This window comes from Geoglobus acetivorans (genome assembly GCF_000789255.1).
Lineage (GTDB): Archaea > Halobacteriota > Archaeoglobi > Archaeoglobales > Archaeoglobaceae > Geoglobus > Geoglobus acetivorans_B.
This window is the reverse complement of record NZ_CP009552.1, coordinates 1659087-1676792: the sequence shown is the minus strand read 5'-3', so window position 1 is coordinate 1676792 and position 17706 is coordinate 1659087. Positions and strand designations below refer to the sequence as shown.

The window sequence follows — 17706 nt, the reverse complement described above, 5'->3', positions numbered from 1 at the left end:
ATGGATGGCTGGGAGATTTACACTGAAAGAACCATCAGCAAATATGCGGTAATTGAGAACAGCAAAATAAAAGAGATTGGCGAGAAAACATCCAAAGGAGAGGCGTTCAGAGCCATAGTAGATGGAAAGGTGGCAATGGTTTCGGGAAGCAAAATAGATGACAGGATGAAAGAGCTTGCAGTGAAACTCGCGCGAAATTCCCAGGAAGAGCTGAAAGAGTTTCCCGAAAAGGAAAAGCTTCCCAAAGTAGAGATATATGACCGAGAGGTGGAAAAAATATCTCCCGATGAGATCCGTGACCTGTGCGAGGCGATTTCAGCTGTGGGAAACATATCTTATGCCCAGATAGAGTTTGAAGTTACAGAGAGAAGGCTGACAAACTCCAGTGGAGTGGAGTATTCAGAAAAGGAGAGCGCTGTTGGGATTGTTGTAGAGGCTGTTTTCAACGGTGGAAGTGCATACGAATACCACAGTTCAAGAAGGCTTGATTTCAGGCCTGAAGACTTTGCCGAGCGGGCGCTTGAACTTGCAAGGATGGATGGCCAGAGAGTTAAGCTGGAGAGCGGAAAGTACACCGTCACCCTCTCACCAATTGCAGTCGACCAGCTCCTGAGCCATGCTCTTTATCCCGCTTTCTATCACGAGAACGTCAAAAAGGGCAGGTCTCTGCTGGCAGACAAGATAGACAAGAACGTTTTTGGAGAACTTACAGTTAAGGATGACCCTCTGATACCTTACGGCATGGGTTCATGCTCATTCGACGACGAGGGTGTTCCTGCGAAAAGCAAGACACTTGTGATGAATGGAGTGCTGAAAGGATTCATCTCTGATCTGAAAAACAGTCCCGAAAACCCGACAGGAAACGGTTTCAGAGACGATTACTCCGCCTATCCCTCAACCTCCCCGTCGAACATAATTCTGGAATACGGTGACAGGGGAGAGGCAGAGGGGATTTACGTCCATTCATTTATCGGAGCCCACACAGCAAACTTCGTCAGCGGAGATTTCAGCCTTGAACTTGGAAACGCCTATTACGAGGGCAGGGCCGTGAAGGGAGCGATGATTTACGGCAACATCTATGACCTTCTGAGCAGGATAAGCCACTTTGGTAAAGACCAGAGACAGGTAGGGGTTACGCTTACACCGGAAATCGTATTCGAGGGGGTAGAGGTGAAGCTGTAATTTGTCAAAAGGCCTTAGAAAGGGTAAAAAACCCATATTTATTAAATCCACCTTGACTGAGAACTTTAAAGAGTTTAAAAATAGTTGTGAAGGTGAATCTTCCTGTTGGAATATCACCTTGGGATGCTGTGAAAAGCTTGTCTGGGAAGTTCTGGAAGAAACACAGAGAAAAACCACTCTGAAACTCTCACTTGCAAAACATTTATGTATTCTCATAGCATACAGTACCTGATCGGTACTCTATTCTCAAGGATGTTGCAGAGCATTTAGGAATCAGCAAGAGAGAGCTGATGGAAGAGCTTTTTTGGACTCTCAGCCCTTCTGAACAGCCTGTCCATCAAACCCTGAGAAAAAGGACTACTAAAGGACCATTGCTGCCAAAAACGGTAAGCTGGCATTAAAGGGCATGAAAATAACCTTGATCGCTTCGTGCTTTATCCATCAGACGACCCGGGCCTGGTCAATCATCAAGGCAGAACATCCACACCTAAAAAGAGGGCCTGTTTTCTCAGCTTCTCGTCAAACGTGGCAATGCCCATTCTGTTTCTGATTGCTGCTGAGAGAATCACCTTGTCATTGTATCTTGACAGACTCAGATTCTCCCTGACCACCACATTCAATGCAGAGAGAATGTCGTATTCCGTGCTTTCAAGCAATCTGAATTTGTGGTGGTTCAGTATCTCCTCCACCTTGTAGAGGACGTCGTCTGGAGAGATTCCGAGCGATTTCAGCACCCATACATACTCGTGGACGACTATTGCTGGGATGTACCACTGTTCAAGCTCGTCAAGCAGGTCTTTTGCCTGAGAGTGGTAAATGCTGTCTTCAAACGTGTCGTAAATGAGGACATTTGTATCTATGACTGCCTTCATAGAGAATCTTCCATACCTCTATTTATCAGCCTCTCAATCTCTTCTGGAGTGAGCTTTCTTCCGATTTTCAGGGTTTTTCGCCCTTCTGAAATCTTTTTTATCCTTATCTCACCAGTCTTTTCATCGTAGGTCACATCGACAACCTCACCAAGCCTGAGGTTTATTTTTCTCCTTACTTCTGCAGGTATGGTTACCTGGTAGTTTCGCGTAACCTTTACTCTCATAGTTGGAATTTTCCGATAGTTGTATTTAACCTTATCTTCTATTATTCAAACACATTTCCAATGACGCCTATGAATAAAGAACAGAATGCATGTTCTCATCCCGTGCAATGCAGAAACGCCTTTAGAAGCCTCTCCACTGACTGATGAGCGTGAAAACTCGAAGGTCTCGTGTATCCCATTTTAAAAGCTTCTCTTGCCACTTCGAGAAAAACTTCTCTGATTGTTTTCAGCTCTTCTTCCGTCCGAATTTATCTTGGATTAGGAAGTTTAAGGAGTTTTGGAAGATTCGCCAACCCCGAACACTCAGGCAAAAAGAACCTGGTGTGTTACAAAATTTGGAAGCGTTATGTTATGCTGCGGAGACAATTTCGAATATCCCGTAGAATCGCTCCGTAATCATTTGTAGACTTTACCTCTCGGTTTGAGCTTTAGAATCTTTATGACTTTGTCTCTCCAATTCACTGAGTAAATCACTCTGTAATCACCCAGACGAACACGATAAATGTCCAGATTGCCTGTCCCCTCAAGCTTGGTTATGTCAAAATTCTTTACTGGGACAGGTTCGTACTCCAGAATACCAATAAATTCCAGAAACTTACGGTAGTGCGCTTTGGGCAAATTCCTGAGGACCTTTTCAACCTGTCGATAAATCTTAACATGATACGTCATTCAGTCTTCGAGAGAAGTTCCTTAGCGTCAATCCAGTTCTCCGGATTGTCGTCCTTGGCAAGCTCAAGCAGCTCCGCAACTTCCTCGTCTGTTATGTCCGGATCTCTCTTAAGTGGAACAATCATGGCCTCAAGCCTCTGGATCTCAACCTTTAGTCTCTCCAGTTCTCTCAAGATGTGTTCAACGTTCTTTTCGCTGACTTTCTCCATTCTCTCACCATTTTAACATTGCAGTCGAAAATTAATATACCTTGTGTTCATTAGCGACCTCTTCTTCTCTACCCCCACTTCATGCTTCTTAGCCACTTCAAGGATTGCATTTTTAATAGCCCCAAGCTCCTCTCTCATCTGGCCTACCCTTGGCTGTCATTAATATTAAGCTTTTTCAAGACGAAATCCTTTACTTTTTCTGCCAGTTCTATTGCTTCTTTAGCCTCCTCGAATGAAACATCGTATTCCACTTCCGGATATCTTACTTCGACGGCTTTGGGATACAGCTTGTCCACTTCAGCTTCAAGAAGCTGTTTGAAACTTTCATCGATATCTATGCAGAGCTTGAGCAACAACGTTACATCGTGGGTTTTTCTGAAGGGTCTGTTTCGGTAAGTCAAAAAAGCTTTCAGAAACTATTCAATTGCCTGCTGAGAATGGAACAGGGAGTAATCGTAAATGTCAGCTTCAAATAGTTTCTCCGCTGCGGTTATATCTCTATCCGCTTTTTTTCCAGCCATCTTCTGGTTTGCTCCACAACCTCCTTCCTCATACCGTAATCCCTTCGCTTGCTGCTTGTCCGATCACCGAACCGTAAACCTGCTCGTACTCGCCGTACTTATTACTGTCAACCACAATAACATCAACGGGAACCTCCAGCTTCCACACGATCTCTCTCCTAACCTCGAGTATGAATTTACTCTTCGCATTTTTGTCAAGCCTTTCGTTTGTCACAATCAAGATATCCCAGTCTGAATCTTCTTTGAAGTCTCCCCTCGCCCTTGAGCCGAATAAAACAACCTTCTCTACCTCAATTCCATGTTCTTCAGCAATTTCGAGAATAACCTCTTTAATTACCTTCAGCTCCTTTTCCATCCAGACTTAATTTAAATTTGAAAGTTTAAAGAGTTTTGGGGCAGTTGCTTGTGAGGGCTCTTTGCCGAACATTCAGTTTCTTTTGACTCTGTGCAAAGCTGGCTGGAGAGTTTTTGGTATGCTATAAAATCGGGGAGTGTTAGTTTGACAATCTCCTATTGGACTGAACGATTTTAACTTCTAATTCCGACACCTCAGATATGTCTAAAAAATCGGTGTGGATATCAATGCTTCTTTTCTGTTTATGCAGATTGGGGCTATCAGCAAGTCTGCAAAGGCTTTTGCCCTGCCAGCCTTTAAAAGGTCGCTCTGAATTTTATGAACCAGCACAAAATCATCCACATCCGGAAACAGAATTTTTCCACTGAATTTTTTATATTACACAATACGTGGAAACTCCACAAAAGTAACAGCCGTTATGTTGTCTTCAATCTCTTTTTTGTTTTTGACAAGTCCTATCACAACATTTGTGTCCAGCACTACCATCTCAATCTTTCCCATTTTTTCTCAATTCCACGATATTTTCAACATCAATCTCTTCTGTAAGATCTTCAGGCTTCACTCCCAGAATTTCTCCCAGCTCGTCTACAGACACCTCTTTTGCAGACGTGATTTTTGAGATCGCCTGAGCTATGGCTTTTCCGAGCCTCTCTTCATCAATCCAGTCAGGTAGCTGAATTGTGACTGTTTTAACCATATAGCGAAATTTGTCTCAATTAGATTTAGACGTTTTCGTGAGTTCCGGATCGAACTGCAGAGCAGATATGAGTGTTTGACTCTAACTCGTTCAATCTCGGTGGAAAAACAATGGTATCCGTACGCATTGCGCAGTACTGAAAGCAGTATATGCCTTGAAACCACCGGAAAGGTTTGTGTCACCCCTCAGAAAATTTTAGGAATACTGCTCTGTTTCTTTTGCACAGGGGATTATTAATACCTCTTTGCGTGAGAGTACTGGATCGTCTGTTGTTTGTGGATAGGATTGACTGAGAAAGAGATTGAGTTGAAGAGTCCGGATAGAATCTGAACAGTGAAGCTGGGGAAACTACCGACTCCGGAAAAACGCATCGCCAATACAGCAGAAAATCCAGCAAAAGGTTACATAACAACCATACCAAGGTTTTTAGATTTGATTACCCTTTCCAGAAAAAATCCAGAATACTTAAAAAAACGTCAGTAAAAGGGAGAAACATTACCATTCTTGCCACCAACTTTAGCATTTATCTGTTAAAAGTGCATGCTTATCCACTCTGCTTTCCAATTCCTCCTTTTCATCTCGAAAAATTGCAACAAAGCCATGAAAATTACAAAACAGACTGCAAAAAATAAAAAGATCAGGGATACTATTTTTGCTTTACTGTGCTGGCACCTGTGTGCTTAGGATAAGCTGGTTGCTTGGCGTGTGGAGTATTTTGATGGTTACTGTCTCGCCAGACTTGAAAAAGTCGAATCCTGCAGAAGAATTATCTCCAAGACCGATTTTAAGCTTTTCACCAGGCTCCCAAAACTCATTAGCAGTACCTATTTCATCTGTTATCCAGAATGCAGTTTTATTTGCAACCTGATTTTCGGTAGTGACTAACTGTGTGATTGTCACGCCACTAACACTACCAGACACGCCATCATTAGATAAACTGATTTTGTTAGATCCGCTTTCCAGAATAATTTTAATATCTTTCCACGGAATATTTTCTCCACCTTGATGATCTATCAGAACATAATCTACTTCTTGATTATTTATAGTAGCATCCGCATCTGCACTAGCAACCAAACTCGCCTGCGGAGCACTCTTTGGTGCCTTGCTTCCCAGTCCGAACACAAAGCTCGCAATCACTGCCGCCAGTATAACCGTTATTGCCACCATTAAAATTACGCCTATAACAGGCGATACACCCTTCTCGTCCCTAAACAGTTTCATTCGCATCACCTCTTCTGCAAGAGTAAATGTGTAACCAACAAATATTTAAACTTTTCCCATCATTATCATCACCGGATTGCCGGTGAAGTCTGCAGAATATAGATAAATGCACATCACAGATGTAACAGGTCAGTTATTATTTTAGAATAAATAGCAAAGATTTTAACCTTTCGGGGTTTAGCAACCCTTATAATGCTCCCGGATGTCCAGCTCTCAAAACCCGAAATTGAACTTGGCCTCAGCAGAGTGGGAGCCAAGGGCATAAGAAAGCTCGTGCAGGTGAAGAGAGAAGGCAAAAGACCCGTAATCCTGATAGCCACTTTTGAGGTGTTCGTTGACCTGCCGTCTACGAGGAAGGGGGTCAATTTGAGCAGAAATTTTGAGGCTGTCGATGAGGTCATCGAGAACCTCACACGAAATCCTGTTGAGAACATAGAAGAACTCAATGAGAGGATCGTGGACGAGCTGCTCAAGAGACATGAGTATGCAACAAAAGCGGAGGTCCTGATGGAGGCAGAATACATACTGAGGAAGCGAACTCCTGCCTCAAATCAGAAAACTCAGGAGGTGGTGAGGATATACAGCGAGGCAGTTAAGCGGAGGAATGGAAGTAAAAAGCTGTTCGTGGGGGCAGAAGTTTACGGCATCACGGTCTGTCCGTGTGCTCAGGAGCTTGTGAGAGCCTACACAGCAGAGCAGCTCGAGAAAGCAGGCTTCACAGCACACCAGATAACTGAAATCATGAAAATAATCCCGTTCGCTTCCCACAACCAGCGCGGACGGGGTTTTGTCAAGGTGGAAGTAAGGGAGGACTTCAGACCCAGGATCGAGGAAATAATAGAGGTGGCAAAATCCGGAATGAGTCACGAAATTTACGAAATCCTCAAGAGGAGTGACGAGCTTGAAGTGGTAAAGGAAGCCCACTTCAACCCCCGATTTGTTGAGGACGCTGTTAGACTCATGGCGAAAAAAGCGGTTGAAAAGTTTTCGGATGCTCCGGATGATGCCATCCTTTATTTCCGGCAGATAAACGAGGAGAGCATCCATCAGCACGATGTTGTTGCTGAACGTTACGCAACCATGGGAGAGCTGAGGAATGAAATTGGCTGAGTTTGCAGCAGCCATACTCCTTTTTCTGATGATTTTCAAAACCTCAGCCTGTGAAATTCTCGAAGTGCTGCCCAATCCATACGGAGATGACGGCAGGGAATACGTCAAGGTTGAGTGCAGCCAAAACTGTACGCTGACAGACCACGAAAGCACATTCAACCTGAGCAAAGGTGTTCACTACATCGCAAACAACAAAACCGCATTCAGGCAGTATTACGGATTTGAGCCTGATTTTGATGGTATCAGGCTCTCCAACAGCGGTGAGGAGGTTGTGCTGCTCTGTGACAGCAAGGCCATAAGTTTCGACTGGAGTGAAGAATACAGAGACCCCGGAGTGGTCTATTTCAAAACAGAGAATGGATGGGACTTCAGATACGAGGACTGGAGCAGCTTTAAACCTGAATCGGATTTTGTCAAGGGCAGGATAATCATAACCCCGGCAAAATACGTTCTGGAGGGAGAGGGAATTGTTGCATCGTACACCGTAACCAGAGACAGCTTCAGAGGTGATTTTGAGTTCATCGTCGATGCGAGTCCTGTCGGGGGCCTGCCATCAGAGGAAATTGCACTTGCGAAAAAATACCGCTTCCACTTCCTCGAGGGGTCTTACAGGAACTTTCATTACAAGTTTGCTGTTGTGGGGAACAGGACAGTAATAACCACAGAAAACTGGAAGTGGGACAACAGAGGAATTATCGTTGAGCTTTACAGTTCAAAGTTTTCAAGATTCCTTGAAAAAGTTTTCAGAAACGACCTCAAATACGAAACAAAACCCGGAAGGGTATCTGACGTGGAAGGAGATTACAGCGAGGGAAAAGGGAAAGAGCTGCAGTTTGAGGGTTATGTCGAGCTTCACGTCCTCCCCGATTCCAATCCGGTCTTCGATTTCATAGAGAGTTCTGAAGGCTTCCTTTACATCGCCGTCCCGTACATCGATTTTGAATGGTTTTCAGACGAATCGCCACTTCTGAACGCCATCATCAATGCATCGGAAAAGCACGAGGTCAGGGTGATGCTGAACGATTACGATAGAAACAGAGAGGTTGTAGAGTTTCTGAACAGCATTCCGAACGTTTCAGCCAGAATCGTGAGGTCTCCGGAATTCGATGAGCTTCATGGCAAGTATCTGATTACCGAAGGGAAGGTCCTCGTAACTTCCGCAAATTTCAACAAATACGGGTTGAAGCTCAACAGGGAAATTGCGGTGGTGATAGAAAGCCAGGATGTGAGTGAATTCATGAAAGAAGTTTTTGAGGGTGACTGGGAAAGAAGGGCTGAGATCAGCCCCATAGTATCGCTCTCGCTACTTGGCTTCACATTCCTGATTGCGTTTTATTTCGTGAGAAGGTCGATCTGACGCCTTATCGGTTCTTCCAGCTCCTCTATTGCCCTGAACCCCAGACCCACTTCTCCAACGATTTCAATCTCAATGCCGTGCTTATCCGCAAAGGGCTTCAGAAGGTATGCCCCATCCACAGCTCCCGCTTTCAGCAGATTGATGAGCTGCACATGGTTTCTCGCCATGAAATCGGCCTCCATTCCATAGCCCGACACCGCCCCCACCTTACCATCTCTGCCCGCAAAACCATACTCAACCGAAAAACTATCACCTCTGAGAAAGACGGCATCAAAATTCTTCCTTGCAAATTCGAGTGCGGCAAGCTCTGGCTTCACGTAAGCTCTTTTAACCCTGCCCTCAACCTCAATCAGATCCATCACATCCAGTCCGCCGAAAACATAGTCATAGACTTCTCCAAAAATCTTTACCTCCCTCTCCGAACCTTTTTCAATGATTTCCTCACCCTCCTCAATCTCAAGATAGGCCGTCGCTTCGCTAAGAGATGTTATCGCTCCCGAACCTTTCTCCACAGGGAAAATTCTGTTTCCTGCGACAAAAACAGGTAAGAGCTCTCTCCTACCCTCGGAGTAGATCCTCCTGGCCACAAACCCCCGCAGCGTTTTCGGCTTAAGCTGGTAGCCAAGATTTCTGGCTATAACATCCGACACGAACTCCCTGAAGATTGTCAGGCACGAGGTAGGGAATCCCGGCAGGCCAAATAAAGGTCTGCCCTCGAATTCAGCATAGAAAAAAGGCTTGCCCGGCTTAACCCTCACACCGTGAAAGACCATCTCACCCCGGCTTTCCGCAATCCTGTAAAGCAGATCACCCTTTCCGGCTGAGGTAGAGCCGGATGTGACTATCGCATGGCATTTTTCAGCGGCGGCTGTTAAAGAACTTTCAAGCTCATCCATTGAATCCCCCACAATCCCGAAAAGAACAGGCTCGGCTCCCAGATTCCTAACCTCACTGTAGAGAGTGTAGCTGTTCACGTCGTAAATTTTTCCCGGAGAAAGAGGTTTTCCAGGTTCTACAAGCTCATCTCCCGTCGATATTATTCCGATTCTCATGCTCTTTACTCTCACAGTCCCAATCCCAACACCTGCAAGCAATCCTGCCCTGATTCCATCAATGACCTCCCCCTCCCGCAGCAGAAGTTCTCCCTGCTGGATGTCTGCCCCCTCAAGCATGACGTTCTCCTTGGGAGAGACGGCTTTTTTTACGAAAACCGTGTTTCCCTCCTGAAACGTGTTCTCCACCATCACGACCGAATCAGCATTTTCGGGCATAACTGCCCCGGTGGCAACCTCCACGGCCTTACCATGCTCTATCCTTAACCTTTTGTCCTCACCGGCATTGATCCTGCCCACTACTTCGAGTTTTACAGGGTTCAGTTCAGTTGCATTGAAAACATCCTCGCTCATGACTGCATAACCATCCCTCAGGGATCTGCTGAAAGGCGGGAGGTTTATGGGGGAAAACACGTTCTCGGCAGCCACTTTCCCAACCGCATCCAGTATTGAAAGCTCCTCGACATCGTAACCTATTCTGACCTGCGAAAGGATTCTCTTTGCCTCCTCCGCCTCAATCAGCCGCCTCATCAGATCACCACGCCAAATGCCCCGCTATCCGTCCCAGAAAGTTCCTTTTATAGTTCACCCTGAGACTCTCAATATCGTCCCCCTGAACTTCCATATTTTTCAGGTCAACTCCAAATTCCTCTGCCGCTTTTCTTATATGGCCAATCTTCTCCGGCTCGAAGCCCATGAGGTATGCACATACAGCATCAACTTCAATGACATTGTCTCCTGCAACCATAACGCCGTGATTTACAGGCTCGGTGTTCATCTCGCTGTTAGCACCACCTATGACACCATCAGCGATTACAAACGCCGGTTTGAGAATTTTCAGCAAATCCACCAGCTTCTGATTTATTTTTACGTGCATGTACGAGGCGGGTTTCTTCAAAAAGCCCATATTGTTTTTTATTCCAAGGGTTACGGTTGCAAGAGTGTGAACCTTCATTTTGGGGAGGCTCACAAACGGCGATCTCATGGCCTTTAAAGCAATCTCTCCAGCTTCAACTGTTTTGAGAGCCTTCCCACCCACATCAAGCTTTACGAGCTTCTGCGTGTTTACGTTTACACACTTCCAGCAATCCCTCAGACCGAAAGAATCGAAGCACCTATCCGCATCCTCCCTGTAAAATCCTCCCTCAGCTATAATCACATCGTGTCCGCGGCCACTCAAATACCCTGCAACAGCCTTAACGACATCGGGATGAGTTATGCATCCCTTAGATGGATCACTGAACTTCAGAAAGTTCGGCTTGAGCAGAACCTCATGCTCAAACTCTGGTTCAAAGAGTTCAAAGGCCTCTCTGACGAACCTTTCAGCTTTGTCATAGCCATCCACTCTCCTGACAAGTATCATCTCACCACCATCTGAAAATAATTTCTTCAGATATATACGGCTAACTCCCGAATGGATTAATTGAAAAAATGAATTAGAGCCTCTCAAGGTATTCAATGACGCTCTTGAAAACCCTTAGCCCATCCCCCTCGTTCCTCTGCCTTCTTGCCCAGTCAGAGTGCTGCCAGGGATGAATCACCCTCTCGGGATGGGGCATCAATCCGAAAACGTTGCCCTTAACGTTGCATATTCCGGCGATGTTCGAAAAGCTCCCGTTGGGATTCCAGGGATAGCCGGCGTAATTTCCTGCACCATCCACATATCTGAAGACGATCTGATCATTCTCCTCAAGCCGCTGGAGATATTCTTCCTCCCTTCCGACAGGGAACGTAACCTTGCCCTCGGCATGAGCAACAGGGAACACAACGACCTCGTTTTTGCGGTAAAGCTTCGTGAAAATACAATTTCCGGAATTTTCATGTTTCAGGTAGCTCTGCCTGCACTCAAACCTGCTCGAATCGTTTATCGCAAGGGCCATTTGGGGCTTATCTGCCACCGGCCTGTCCTCGTCAAAACCTGGGAGTGCGCCAAGCTCTACCAGTATCTGAAATCCATTGCATATACCGAGGACAGCATAGCCCTCCTTTATGAAAAGTTCAAGATCGTGTCTCAGCTTGCTTTTAATCCTTGCAGAGAAAATCGCCCCGGCTCGAACATAATCTCCCGCTGAAAATCCGCCCGGAAAAACCACTGCAGAGTAGTCCCATATATTCCTCGCCTCGTCATCTCTTATCATGTCGCTGTAAAACTGCTTGAGATGGATCGCCTCAGCTTCAACCCCCAGTGCCCTGAATGCGCTGACCGTCTCGTCCTCACAGTTCGTCCCCTCGATTCTCAGCACTGCAACTCTTATCTCCTCCCTGTCCATCTCAATCACCCCATGTATTTTGAAAAGCCCTCTCTCCACGCCTTCTCGGCTCTGTCAAAATCAACTCTGGCGATACCGTAATCAAGAGCATCCCCTCCCGTGTATCCGATGATTTTCGCACTGATCCCCTTACTCCGCAAAAATTCCACCAGCCTCTCGTCTCCCTCAACAATCCACCTGGTGTTGCTCTCGCTGAAAAGCTCTATGTAATTCTCAAGCTCAACCCTGAAACCAATCTGCCCCGAAAATGCCATTTCCGAGAGGGCAACAGCCACTCCACCCATGGAGACGTCGTGACACGCTCTGATTCTGAATTTCGAGAATGCCTCGAGCATCACGTTTACATATTTTCTGAGCCTTCCGGGATCAGTCCTCGGGACTCTCGGGCTTTGCATTCCTGTCATCTTCGAATACAGGCTTCCCCCGAATTCCTTCTCAGTCTCTCCAACCAAGATGATCGCACTGTCCTCGTTCTTGAAGTCCGCACTCACCGCCTTTCTCACATCCTCCACGATTCCAACCCCGATCAGCGATGGAGTCGGGGCTATTGCCCCGTAAGGAGTTTCATTGTAAAAGCTCACGTTTCCACTCACAACGGGCATTCCGAACTCCTTTGACATCCATCCCAGTGCCCTGACGCTCTCGACGAACTCTCCCATTCTATCAGGCTTCTCAGGATTCCCAAAATTGAGGCAGTCAACGAAGCTGTGTGGTCTGCTGTTCACCGCAACCAGATTCCTTACCATCTCGTCGAAGGAACTTGCAGAACCCCAGAATGGATCCACAGCCGTCATCCACGGGTTCACATCGGCAGTTACCGCAATTCCCCTGAATGACTCAGTCGGCTTAATAACGGCTGCATCACCATGACCCTCATGTCCGAGAACGCCCTGAAGGGGTTTCAGTGCCGTCCCAGCCCTGACCTCATGATCATACTGCCTTATCACCCACTCCTTGCTTGCAACGTTGGGATGAGAAAGCATTTCCAGAATTAAACCTTCATGGTTCCCGGCATCCCTGACCTCATCTCCAAACTCTTTCTCTGGCTCTTTTGCAGCATAGGTTCTGCAGTATTCCGGTCCTTTTGAGACGAATTCGATGTCCATGTCGTATATCAGCCTGTCTCCCCAGTATACCCGCATCTTCCTGTCATCGGTCGTAACTCCAATTATTCTGGCTGGAACGTCCCATTTTGCAAAGATGTGGAGAACCTCATCAACATGCTGCGGTTTTATGGAGAGGAGCATCCTTTCCTGACTTTCGCTCACCCATATTTCCCAGGGCTTCATTCCCTCTTCCTTCAGGTGAACCTTGTCGAGCCAGACCTTTGCTCCGCAGTTCCCCGCAAGGCTCATCTCTCCTACCGCTCCGCTCAGCCCTCCCCCTCCAAGATCCTTCATTCCCGACACGAGCCCCTTTTCAACGATTTCGAGGCATGCATGCATCAGAGGTTCCTTCATTATGGGATTTCCGAGCTGAACCGCGCTCCTGGAGACCTCCTCGCTCGTCTCGTCCAGCTCAGCACTCGCAAAGGTTACGCCGTGAATTCCATCTCTCCCTGTTGCCCCACCTGCCAGGATTATGACCTCTCCCACACCACCAACCCTGCTGGGGATTATTCTGTCCTTTCTGGCAATTCCAACACAGCCAACGTTAACCAGGCAGTTCGTCAGGTAGCTGTTATCGAAGAACACCATTCCAGAAACCGTAGGGATTCCAACCCTGTTGCCGTAATCTCTGATTCCGGCAACAACACCGGAGACAAGATACAGAGGATGCTTCGTCCCTTTTGGAAGGTTCTCATGCGCTGTATCGGGCTCACCAAAAAAGAGCGGATCAATGAGCGCAACAGGCTGGGCACCCATGCAAACAACATCTCTCAGAATCCCGCCAATTCCGGTTGCAGCCCCACCGTACGGCTCAATTGCAGATGGGTGATTGTGGCTCTCGAAACCAATCACATAAGCATAATTCTCATCGAATTCAACCACTCCGGCATCATCTGTTGTGGAGAGAACGTAATCCGGTCTGTAACCGAGCAGGTACTTTTTGAGGTAGTACTTGGAGCTTTTATAACAGCAATGCTCACTCCATGCCTGGGCGATGGACTGAAGCTCTATGTCGGTGGGATTTCTGCCTTTTTCGGCAAAATAGCCCTTAACCTTACGCATTTCGTCCAGATTTAAATTCAGTCCAAGATCATTGCTTATTTTCTCAAGCTGGGAATCGTCCGCATTCAGTACATCAATTTCATAAACCTCCGGTTCAGGATGTATCAGTCTGTACATCACTCTACCCACCTTATGGAGTAGTCCTGAATTACGGGGTTCGCGAGCAGCCTGTCGCACATATCCCTGAGCATGTCCTCAGCATCTTCTTTTGTTTTGGCAGAAAGCTCAATCCTGAAGATTTTCATGGATTCTACCCTGTTCACGTTCCTGAAGCCGAGAAGATTGAGCGCTTTTTTCGTTGCCTCTCCCTCGGGGTCGATTACCCCTTTTTTCAGGCTTATAATGACATCTGCAGTGAATTTCATGTTTTCAGACTTTTCATGAAACATTAAAAATTTAGTGGTTTTCAGCTCGAATTTTATTGCTAATTTTTTATCATTATTATTTAAGTTTATAAATCCTCACTGCCATACGAACTGTAAATGCAGAAGAAGATGCTCACACCGAAGGGCAGGGTAATCCGAATCAGACCCCTGAATGAAAATGATCTGGACTCCCTGATCAAGATGTACACGACTCTGTCAGATTCAACGCTGAAATACATGAGGGCTGAAAAATTTACAGAAGATGAAGTCAGAGAGATGTTCCGGAAGGTCGATTTTGAAAGGGTATATTCAATAGTGGCCGAGGAAAGGGATTTCGGAATTGTCGGAGAGCTCAGAATAATCATGCATGAGACCGGCTCCGGAGAGATTGGCTTCGTTGTGCATGACGAATTTCAGTATCAGGGAATAGGCCAGAGTCTCGTGAGAGAGGCAATTGAGTTCGCCAGAAAAGAGGGCATAAAGAAGCTCATAGCGTTCATAAACGAGAACAACGCATGCAGCATACACATTTTCCGGAAGTATGGATTCGTGGTCGAAAGGCGGTTTGGACCGGAATATCACCTGATGGGCAAGGAGGAGGCAGTCTTAAAGCTGGCTCTCAGGCTTGACTGAATTAACAGGCAAAATAAAATAAGAGAGATCAATCTTTCTTCTCTTCCATGAATTCGTCAATTCTGTCCATCGCCTTTTCCAGATTCTCCATGGACGTTGCATAGCTCAGCCTGAAGTAGTCATCAAGACCGGAGCCAAACGCGTTACCGGGAGTTAAAGCCACACCTTTTTCGAGCAGAACGTCCTCAATGAATCCGTCATAAGCCTTTGCAAATACGTAGAAGGCACCCTGTGGCTCAACCACATCAAAATGCCTTTTGAGCCTGGAAACAACAAAGTCCCTTCTCTTTCTGAATTCCCTCACCATGCCTTCCACGAATTCCCTGTCCTTACCATCGGCCATGAAATCCGCAACAGCCTTCTGGGCAAATGCCGGGGCACAGACGCCGTTCACCTGATGGACTTTGAGCATTTCATCCAGCAGATGCCTGTCAGCGATGACAAATCCGATTCTCCAGCCGGTCATTGCAAGCGTTTTGGAGAATGCATTGACCACAACTGTGTTCTCGTAGCCTGCAAGGGTTCCCGGCTTTTTATCGTAGTAAATCCTGTCATAAACCTCATCACTCACGATGATTGCCCTTCCATCCAGCGCCTGATGGACAGCATCAAGTTCTTTCTGACCAAGCACAGCACCCGTTGGATTCGTGGGAAAGTTCAGAAACATTAAAGAGGTGTTCCCAGATACTTTTTCTGCTACATCATCAGGATTGAGCCTGAAGTCCGGAAAAGTGCTGATTTCCACAATATTTCCCATGCCGAGTCTGGCGTACGTGAAGTAAGAGAGGAATGACGGAGTGTGTATCAGGACGTCGGATCCCTGTTCTATGAAGGCGAGAGATGCGTTGAGCAGTGCTTCACTTGCACCAACAGTAACCATCACCTCGTCCTTCTCCACCCCGTATCTGCCAGCAATGACTTCTCTGAGCTCTTCAATGCCCAGATTGGGTGTGTAATGCGTGTATCCCTTTTTCATGTAATCATGAGCGAGGTCAACAAGCTCCGCAGGTGTTGAAAAGTCCGGTTCACCAATGCTGAGATTTATGACATCCTTTCCTTCCCTTCTCGCTCTCTCCACAATCTCAAACATCCTCCTTATGAGGGATGTCGAGATTTCCCTAACTCTTTCAGCCGCCATCTTCAATCCTCCAGAAGATCGGTTAAATCAAACTCCTCTTCCTCAAATTCAAATTCTTCGAAATCGAACTCCTCTTCGGGTTCATCTTCATGTGGGGACTCCTCAAGTTTCTCCATGATTTCAACGTCTTCCTTCACCGTCAGGAGCGCTTTTTTCACCATCTCCCTGTACTCATTCAGGTCAGGATCATACACTGTCCAGGCAAGTTCCACGTCTTCACCTTCCCTTTTCTCCATCGCTTCAATCCTTTCCAGCGTGCGTCTGGCAGTTTCAAGAACCCAGTAGTCCCTGACAGAGAGATCAACGGCAACTATGTTTTCGGGTCTGATTGAGATAAGCTTTCTCGAAACTCCCTCAAAAACTCTCGGCTTTCCCACGATTGCCACAAGCTCCGGAACGTTCATTTCATTGATTGCCTCAAGCGCTTCGGGCTGGAATTTTCCTACGGTCGCATAAAACGTCCCGGTAGGATCCGCAAGTCTCAGCCTCCAGTTGTTGGTATCCGCACCAATCTCTTCCTTGTCAAGCAGAACCGCCACGCTGAAAATCCTGTTCACCCTCTCGCCGGTTGGCGTGAGAACGTATCTCAAACCCTCGGATTCTATTTGATGTGTGCTTCTCAAAAGTTCGTAAGCAAACACCCTTTTGGCGACCTCTCTCCTCCTCATCATGCCAATGCCTCCAGAATTTCGTTAAAATCATCAGCCTTTGGTTTGTGAACCGAAATTTCCTTGACAAGCAGATACCTGCCCCCTCTAAGCCCCTTTACCCTGAAGTACCTCCCCAGAAGCATATTTTTAAGCTCCGCAAGAACTGCATTCCTGTCGAGGGTCTCGTGTGCTATTTTCAGAGCCTCATCAAGCCCAATTCCGGTAAGCTCCTTTATATTTTCCTCATTTAAAATGATCTCATAGACGTTCTCACCGTCATCGATTACGGCTTTGATCCTCAGGTCATCATAACCCTCAACCTTTCCGTGCTGATGGCAAACGCCCTTGTTCAGCACCCTTCCGCACTCATTGCATCTCTTGACGAGCCCGCTGTTCTGCTGAATCGCCACCATTGACCCAACCACTTCGATCTCCCTTGGAGGCAGCTGGATGTCCTCATCGATCTCCTCAATTCTGCTTGTCCTCGTTACATTTATCTGCATCCTTCCCTGAAAGCTGTCAGTAACGACATTCCTGAAAATGTAGCTCTTTCCCTCCTCAACCTCGGGCTGACTGGCCTTGGCCCACACGACAAACTTCACGATTCCCGTTTCATCACCAATCAGACCGACCTGCGAGACGTTTGGAGAATTGGAATCCCAGAGCTGAACAACCTTGGCCCTGAGGCTGACCCACTGGTTAACCTTGGAAATGTCAGCAATTTTTACAAGAGGACTGTCTCTATCGAAAAGCTCCTCCCTGGGAATCCCATATTCTCTGACAAGATAGTTCATTATAGTTCTTACTGCCTCACTTTCCGGAACCTTGAATTCCTCAATGAGCAGTTTCATCCTTCTGAGAATGTCTTCCCTCTTCACCTTAACGTCTTTACCTTTAATTCTCTCAAGAATCTGGTCTGTAAGTTTTTCTGCACGACTCATTGTGATTAAGTTTTTCAGTTCACAAGATAAGTTTTTCTGAAAGACCTTTAAATTTGCCATCAGAAGGGC

General features: G+C 46.5%; 23 protein-coding genes and 1 pseudogene. 5 read left to right on the top strand and 19 right to left on the bottom strand.

Annotated features, from left to right (window positions below):
- Both GACE_RS11280 and GACE_RS11580 read left to right on the top strand, forming a co-directional pair.
- On the top strand, positions 1–1182 hold the full coding sequence (locus tag GACE_RS11280; RefSeq protein WP_052400287.1) for a TldD/PmbA family protein: 1182 nt from the start codon (positions 1–3) through the stop codon (positions 1180–1182).
- A 1-nt stretch (position 1183) separates the two neighbouring features.
- The gene (locus GACE_RS11580; RefSeq protein WP_148305965.1) at positions 1184–1414 is read left to right on the top strand and encodes a hypothetical protein; all 231 of its coding nucleotides are present in this window, start codon (positions 1184–1186) and stop codon (positions 1412–1414) included.
- Between the two features lie 235 nt (positions 1415–1649).
- Here the strand turns inward: GACE_RS11580 and GACE_RS09915 are convergent, their stop codons facing one another.
- The 11 genes and pseudogenes from GACE_RS09915 to GACE_RS11270 form a co-directional block, all read right to left on the bottom strand.
- Entirely contained in the window at positions 1650–2054 is a 405-nt protein-coding gene (locus GACE_RS09915; protein ID WP_048093126.1) for a PIN domain-containing protein, read from the bottom strand.
- Complete coding sequence (locus GACE_RS09910) at positions 2051–2278, bottom strand: AbrB/MazE/SpoVT family DNA-binding domain-containing protein (protein WP_048093125.1); 228 nt, start codon at positions 2276–2278, stop codon at positions 2051–2053. Before GACE_RS09910 ends, GACE_RS09915 begins: the two co-directional genes overlap by 4 nt.
- Positions 2279–2373: 95 nt before the next feature.
- Entirely contained in the window at positions 2374–2499 is a 126-nt protein-coding gene (locus GACE_RS12025) for a HEPN domain-containing protein (protein WP_394324666.1), read from the bottom strand.
- A gap of 175 nt (positions 2500–2674) precedes the next feature.
- Positions 2675–2947 carry a type II toxin-antitoxin system RelE family toxin gene (locus GACE_RS09905; RefSeq protein WP_048093124.1) on the bottom strand — a complete coding sequence of 91 codons (273 nt, stop codon included), beginning with the start codon at positions 2945–2947 and terminating at the stop codon, positions 2675–2677.
- Positions 2944–3156, bottom strand: coding sequence for a DUF5646 family protein (locus GACE_RS09900; RefSeq protein WP_048093122.1), 213 nt, complete (start codon positions 3154–3156; stop codon positions 2944–2946). The genes GACE_RS09905 and GACE_RS09900 overlap by 4 nt, the downstream gene beginning before the upstream one ends.
- Positions 3157–3168: 12 nt before the next feature.
- Positions 3169–3294: a hypothetical protein gene (locus GACE_RS11955; protein WP_318249208.1), complete on the bottom strand. Its 126-nt coding sequence runs from the start codon at positions 3292–3294 to the stop codon at positions 3169–3171.
- 5 nt (positions 3295–3299) lie between these two features.
- Positions 3300–3677 (bottom strand): annotated as a pseudogene (locus tag GACE_RS11275) (HEPN domain-containing protein).
- Between the two features lie 28 nt (positions 3678–3705).
- Complete coding sequence (locus tag GACE_RS09890) at positions 3706–4032, bottom strand: nucleotidyltransferase family protein (RefSeq protein ID WP_052400285.1); 327 nt, start codon at positions 4030–4032, stop codon at positions 3706–3708.
- Positions 4033–4236: 204 nt separating this feature from the next.
- A complete protein-coding gene (locus tag GACE_RS11950; RefSeq protein ID WP_318249207.1) occupies positions 4237–4362 on the bottom strand; it encodes a hypothetical protein in 126 nt (41 codons plus the stop codon).
- 157 nt (positions 4363–4519) lie between these two features.
- Positions 4520–4729, bottom strand: a complete 210-nt coding sequence (locus GACE_RS09880) for a hypothetical protein (RefSeq protein WP_048093120.1) — start codon at positions 4727–4729, stop codon at positions 4520–4522.
- Positions 4730–5386: 657 nt separating this feature from the next.
- Positions 5387–5950, bottom strand: coding sequence for a type IV pilin (locus GACE_RS11270; protein ID WP_202962738.1), 564 nt, complete (start codon positions 5948–5950; stop codon positions 5387–5389).
- A gap of 192 nt (positions 5951–6142) precedes the next feature.
- Here GACE_RS11270 and mptA point away from each other — a divergent pair, with 192 nt between their 5' ends.
- Both mptA and GACE_RS09865 read left to right on the top strand, forming a co-directional pair.
- The gene (gene mptA, locus GACE_RS09870; protein WP_048093118.1) at positions 6143–7060 is read left to right on the top strand and encodes a GTP cyclohydrolase MptA; all 918 of its coding nucleotides are present in this window, start codon (positions 6143–6145) and stop codon (positions 7058–7060) included.
- The gene (locus GACE_RS09865; protein ID WP_048093117.1) at positions 7047–8417 is read left to right on the top strand and encodes a phospholipase D-like domain-containing protein; all 1371 of its coding nucleotides are present in this window, start codon (positions 7047–7049) and stop codon (positions 8415–8417) included. The genes mptA and GACE_RS09865 overlap by 14 nt, the downstream gene beginning before the upstream one ends.
- Here the strand turns inward: GACE_RS09865 and GACE_RS09860 are convergent.
- The 5 genes from GACE_RS09860 to purS all read right to left on the bottom strand — a co-directional run bounded on the left by GACE_RS09860 (position 8393) and on the right by purS (position 14275).
- Positions 8393–10000, bottom strand: a complete 1608-nt coding sequence (locus GACE_RS09860; protein WP_052400283.1) for a molybdenum cofactor synthesis domain-containing protein — start codon at positions 9998–10000, stop codon at positions 8393–8395. The two genes, GACE_RS09865 and GACE_RS09860, sit on opposite strands and share 25 nt — an antisense overlap.
- Before the next feature lie 4 nt (positions 10001–10004).
- Positions 10005–10832: a DUF362 domain-containing protein gene (locus GACE_RS11265; RefSeq protein ID WP_052400282.1), complete on the bottom strand. Its 828-nt coding sequence runs from the start codon at positions 10830–10832 to the stop codon at positions 10005–10007.
- A 73-nt stretch (positions 10833–10905) separates the two neighbouring features.
- Complete coding sequence (gene purQ / locus GACE_RS09850) at positions 10906–11739, bottom strand: phosphoribosylformylglycinamidine synthase subunit PurQ (protein WP_052400331.1); 834 nt, start codon at positions 11737–11739, stop codon at positions 10906–10908.
- A gap of 5 nt (positions 11740–11744) precedes the next feature.
- Positions 11745–14027: a phosphoribosylformylglycinamidine synthase subunit PurL gene (gene purL / locus GACE_RS09845; RefSeq protein WP_048093115.1), complete on the bottom strand. Its 2283-nt coding sequence runs from the start codon at positions 14025–14027 to the stop codon at positions 11745–11747.
- Complete coding sequence (gene purS / locus GACE_RS09840) at positions 14027–14275, bottom strand: phosphoribosylformylglycinamidine synthase subunit PurS (RefSeq protein WP_048093868.1); 249 nt, start codon at positions 14273–14275, stop codon at positions 14027–14029. Before purS ends, purL begins: the two co-directional genes overlap by 1 nt.
- Positions 14276–14392: 117 nt before the next feature.
- Between purS and GACE_RS11260 the strand changes: the two genes are divergently transcribed.
- Positions 14393–14908, top strand: a complete 516-nt coding sequence (locus tag GACE_RS11260; protein WP_052400281.1) for a GNAT family N-acetyltransferase — start codon at positions 14393–14395, stop codon at positions 14906–14908.
- A gap of 28 nt (positions 14909–14936) precedes the next feature.
- Here the strand turns inward: GACE_RS11260 and GACE_RS09830 are convergent, their stop codons facing one another.
- Genes GACE_RS09830 through GACE_RS09820 form a run of 3 tightly spaced genes read right to left on the bottom strand, consistent with a single transcriptional unit; the run spans position 14937 to position 17637 of the window.
- Positions 14937–16046, bottom strand: a complete 1110-nt coding sequence (locus tag GACE_RS09830) for a pyridoxal phosphate-dependent aminotransferase (protein ID WP_048093113.1) — start codon at positions 16044–16046, stop codon at positions 14937–14939.
- A gap of 2 nt (positions 16047–16048) precedes the next feature.
- Positions 16049–16717: a hypothetical protein gene (locus GACE_RS09825; RefSeq protein WP_052400280.1), complete on the bottom strand. Its 669-nt coding sequence runs from the start codon at positions 16715–16717 to the stop codon at positions 16049–16051.
- Positions 16714–17637 (bottom strand): replication protein A, encoded by a 924-nt coding sequence (locus tag GACE_RS09820; RefSeq protein WP_048093109.1) that lies wholly within the window; start codon positions 17635–17637, stop codon positions 16714–16716. The genes GACE_RS09825 and GACE_RS09820 overlap by 4 nt, the downstream gene beginning before the upstream one ends.
- Between the last annotated feature and the right edge of the window lie 69 nt (positions 17638–17706).

Bases quoted from the DNA above. Each gene is read 5' to 3' on its own strand.
- GACE_RS11280 (WP_052400287.1), top strand. From the start codon at position 1: ATGGATGGCTGGGAGATTTACACTGAAAGAACCATCAGCAAATATGCG.
- GACE_RS09915 (WP_048093126.1), bottom strand. From the start codon at position 2,054: ATGAAGGCAGTCATAGATACAAATGTCCTCATTTACGACACGTTTGAA.
- GACE_RS09910 (WP_048093125.1), bottom strand. From the start codon at position 2,278: ATGAGAGTAAAGGTTACGCGAAACTACCAGGTAACCATACCTGCAGAA.
- GACE_RS09905 (WP_048093124.1), bottom strand. From the start codon at position 2,947: ATGACGTATCATGTTAAGATTTATCGACAGGTTGAAAAGGTCCTCAGG.
- GACE_RS09900 (WP_048093122.1), bottom strand. From the start codon at position 3,156: ATGGAGAAAGTCAGCGAAAAGAACGTTGAACACATCTTGAGAGAACTG.
- GACE_RS11955 (WP_318249208.1), bottom strand. From the start codon at position 3,294: ATGAGAGAGGAGCTTGGGGCTATTAAAAATGCAATCCTTGAAGTGGCT.
- GACE_RS09890 (WP_052400285.1), bottom strand. From the start codon at position 4,032: ATGGAAAAGGAGCTGAAGGTAATTAAAGAGGTTATTCTCGAAATTGCT.
- GACE_RS09880 (WP_048093120.1), bottom strand. From the start codon at position 4,729: ATGGTTAAAACAGTCACAATTCAGCTACCTGACTGGATTGATGAAGAG.
- GACE_RS11270 (WP_202962738.1), bottom strand. From the start codon at position 5,950: ATGAAACTGTTTAGGGACGAGAAGGGTGTATCGCCTGTTATAGGCGTA.
- mptA (WP_048093118.1), top strand. From the start codon at position 6,143: ATGCTCCCGGATGTCCAGCTCTCAAAACCCGAAATTGAACTTGGCCTC.
- GACE_RS09865 (WP_048093117.1), top strand. From the start codon at position 7,047: ATGAAATTGGCTGAGTTTGCAGCAGCCATACTCCTTTTTCTGATGATT.
- GACE_RS09860 (WP_052400283.1), bottom strand. From the start codon at position 10,000: ATGAGGCGGCTGATTGAGGCGGAGGAGGCAAAGAGAATCCTTTCGCAG.
- GACE_RS11265 (WP_052400282.1), bottom strand. From the start codon at position 10,832: ATGATACTTGTCAGGAGAGTGGATGGCTATGACAAAGCTGAAAGGTTC.
- purQ (WP_052400331.1), bottom strand. From the start codon at position 11,739: ATGGACAGGGAGGAGATAAGAGTTGCAGTGCTGAGAATCGAGGGGACG.
- purL (WP_048093115.1), bottom strand. From the start codon at position 14,027: ATGTACAGACTGATACATCCTGAACCGGAGGTTTATGAAATTGATGTA.
- purS (WP_048093868.1), bottom strand. From the start codon at position 14,275: ATGAAATTCACTGCAGATGTCATTATAAGCCTGAAAAAAGGGGTAATC.
- GACE_RS11260 (WP_052400281.1), top strand. From the start codon at position 14,393: ATGCAGAAGAAGATGCTCACACCGAAGGGCAGGGTAATCCGAATCAGA.
- GACE_RS09830 (WP_048093113.1), bottom strand. From the start codon at position 16,046: ATGGCGGCTGAAAGAGTTAGGGAAATCTCGACATCCCTCATAAGGAGG.
- GACE_RS09825 (WP_052400280.1), bottom strand. From the start codon at position 16,717: ATGATGAGGAGGAGAGAGGTCGCCAAAAGGGTGTTTGCTTACGAACTT.
- GACE_RS09820 (WP_048093109.1), bottom strand. From the start codon at position 17,637: ATGAGTCGTGCAGAAAAACTTACAGACCAGATTCTTGAGAGAATTAAA.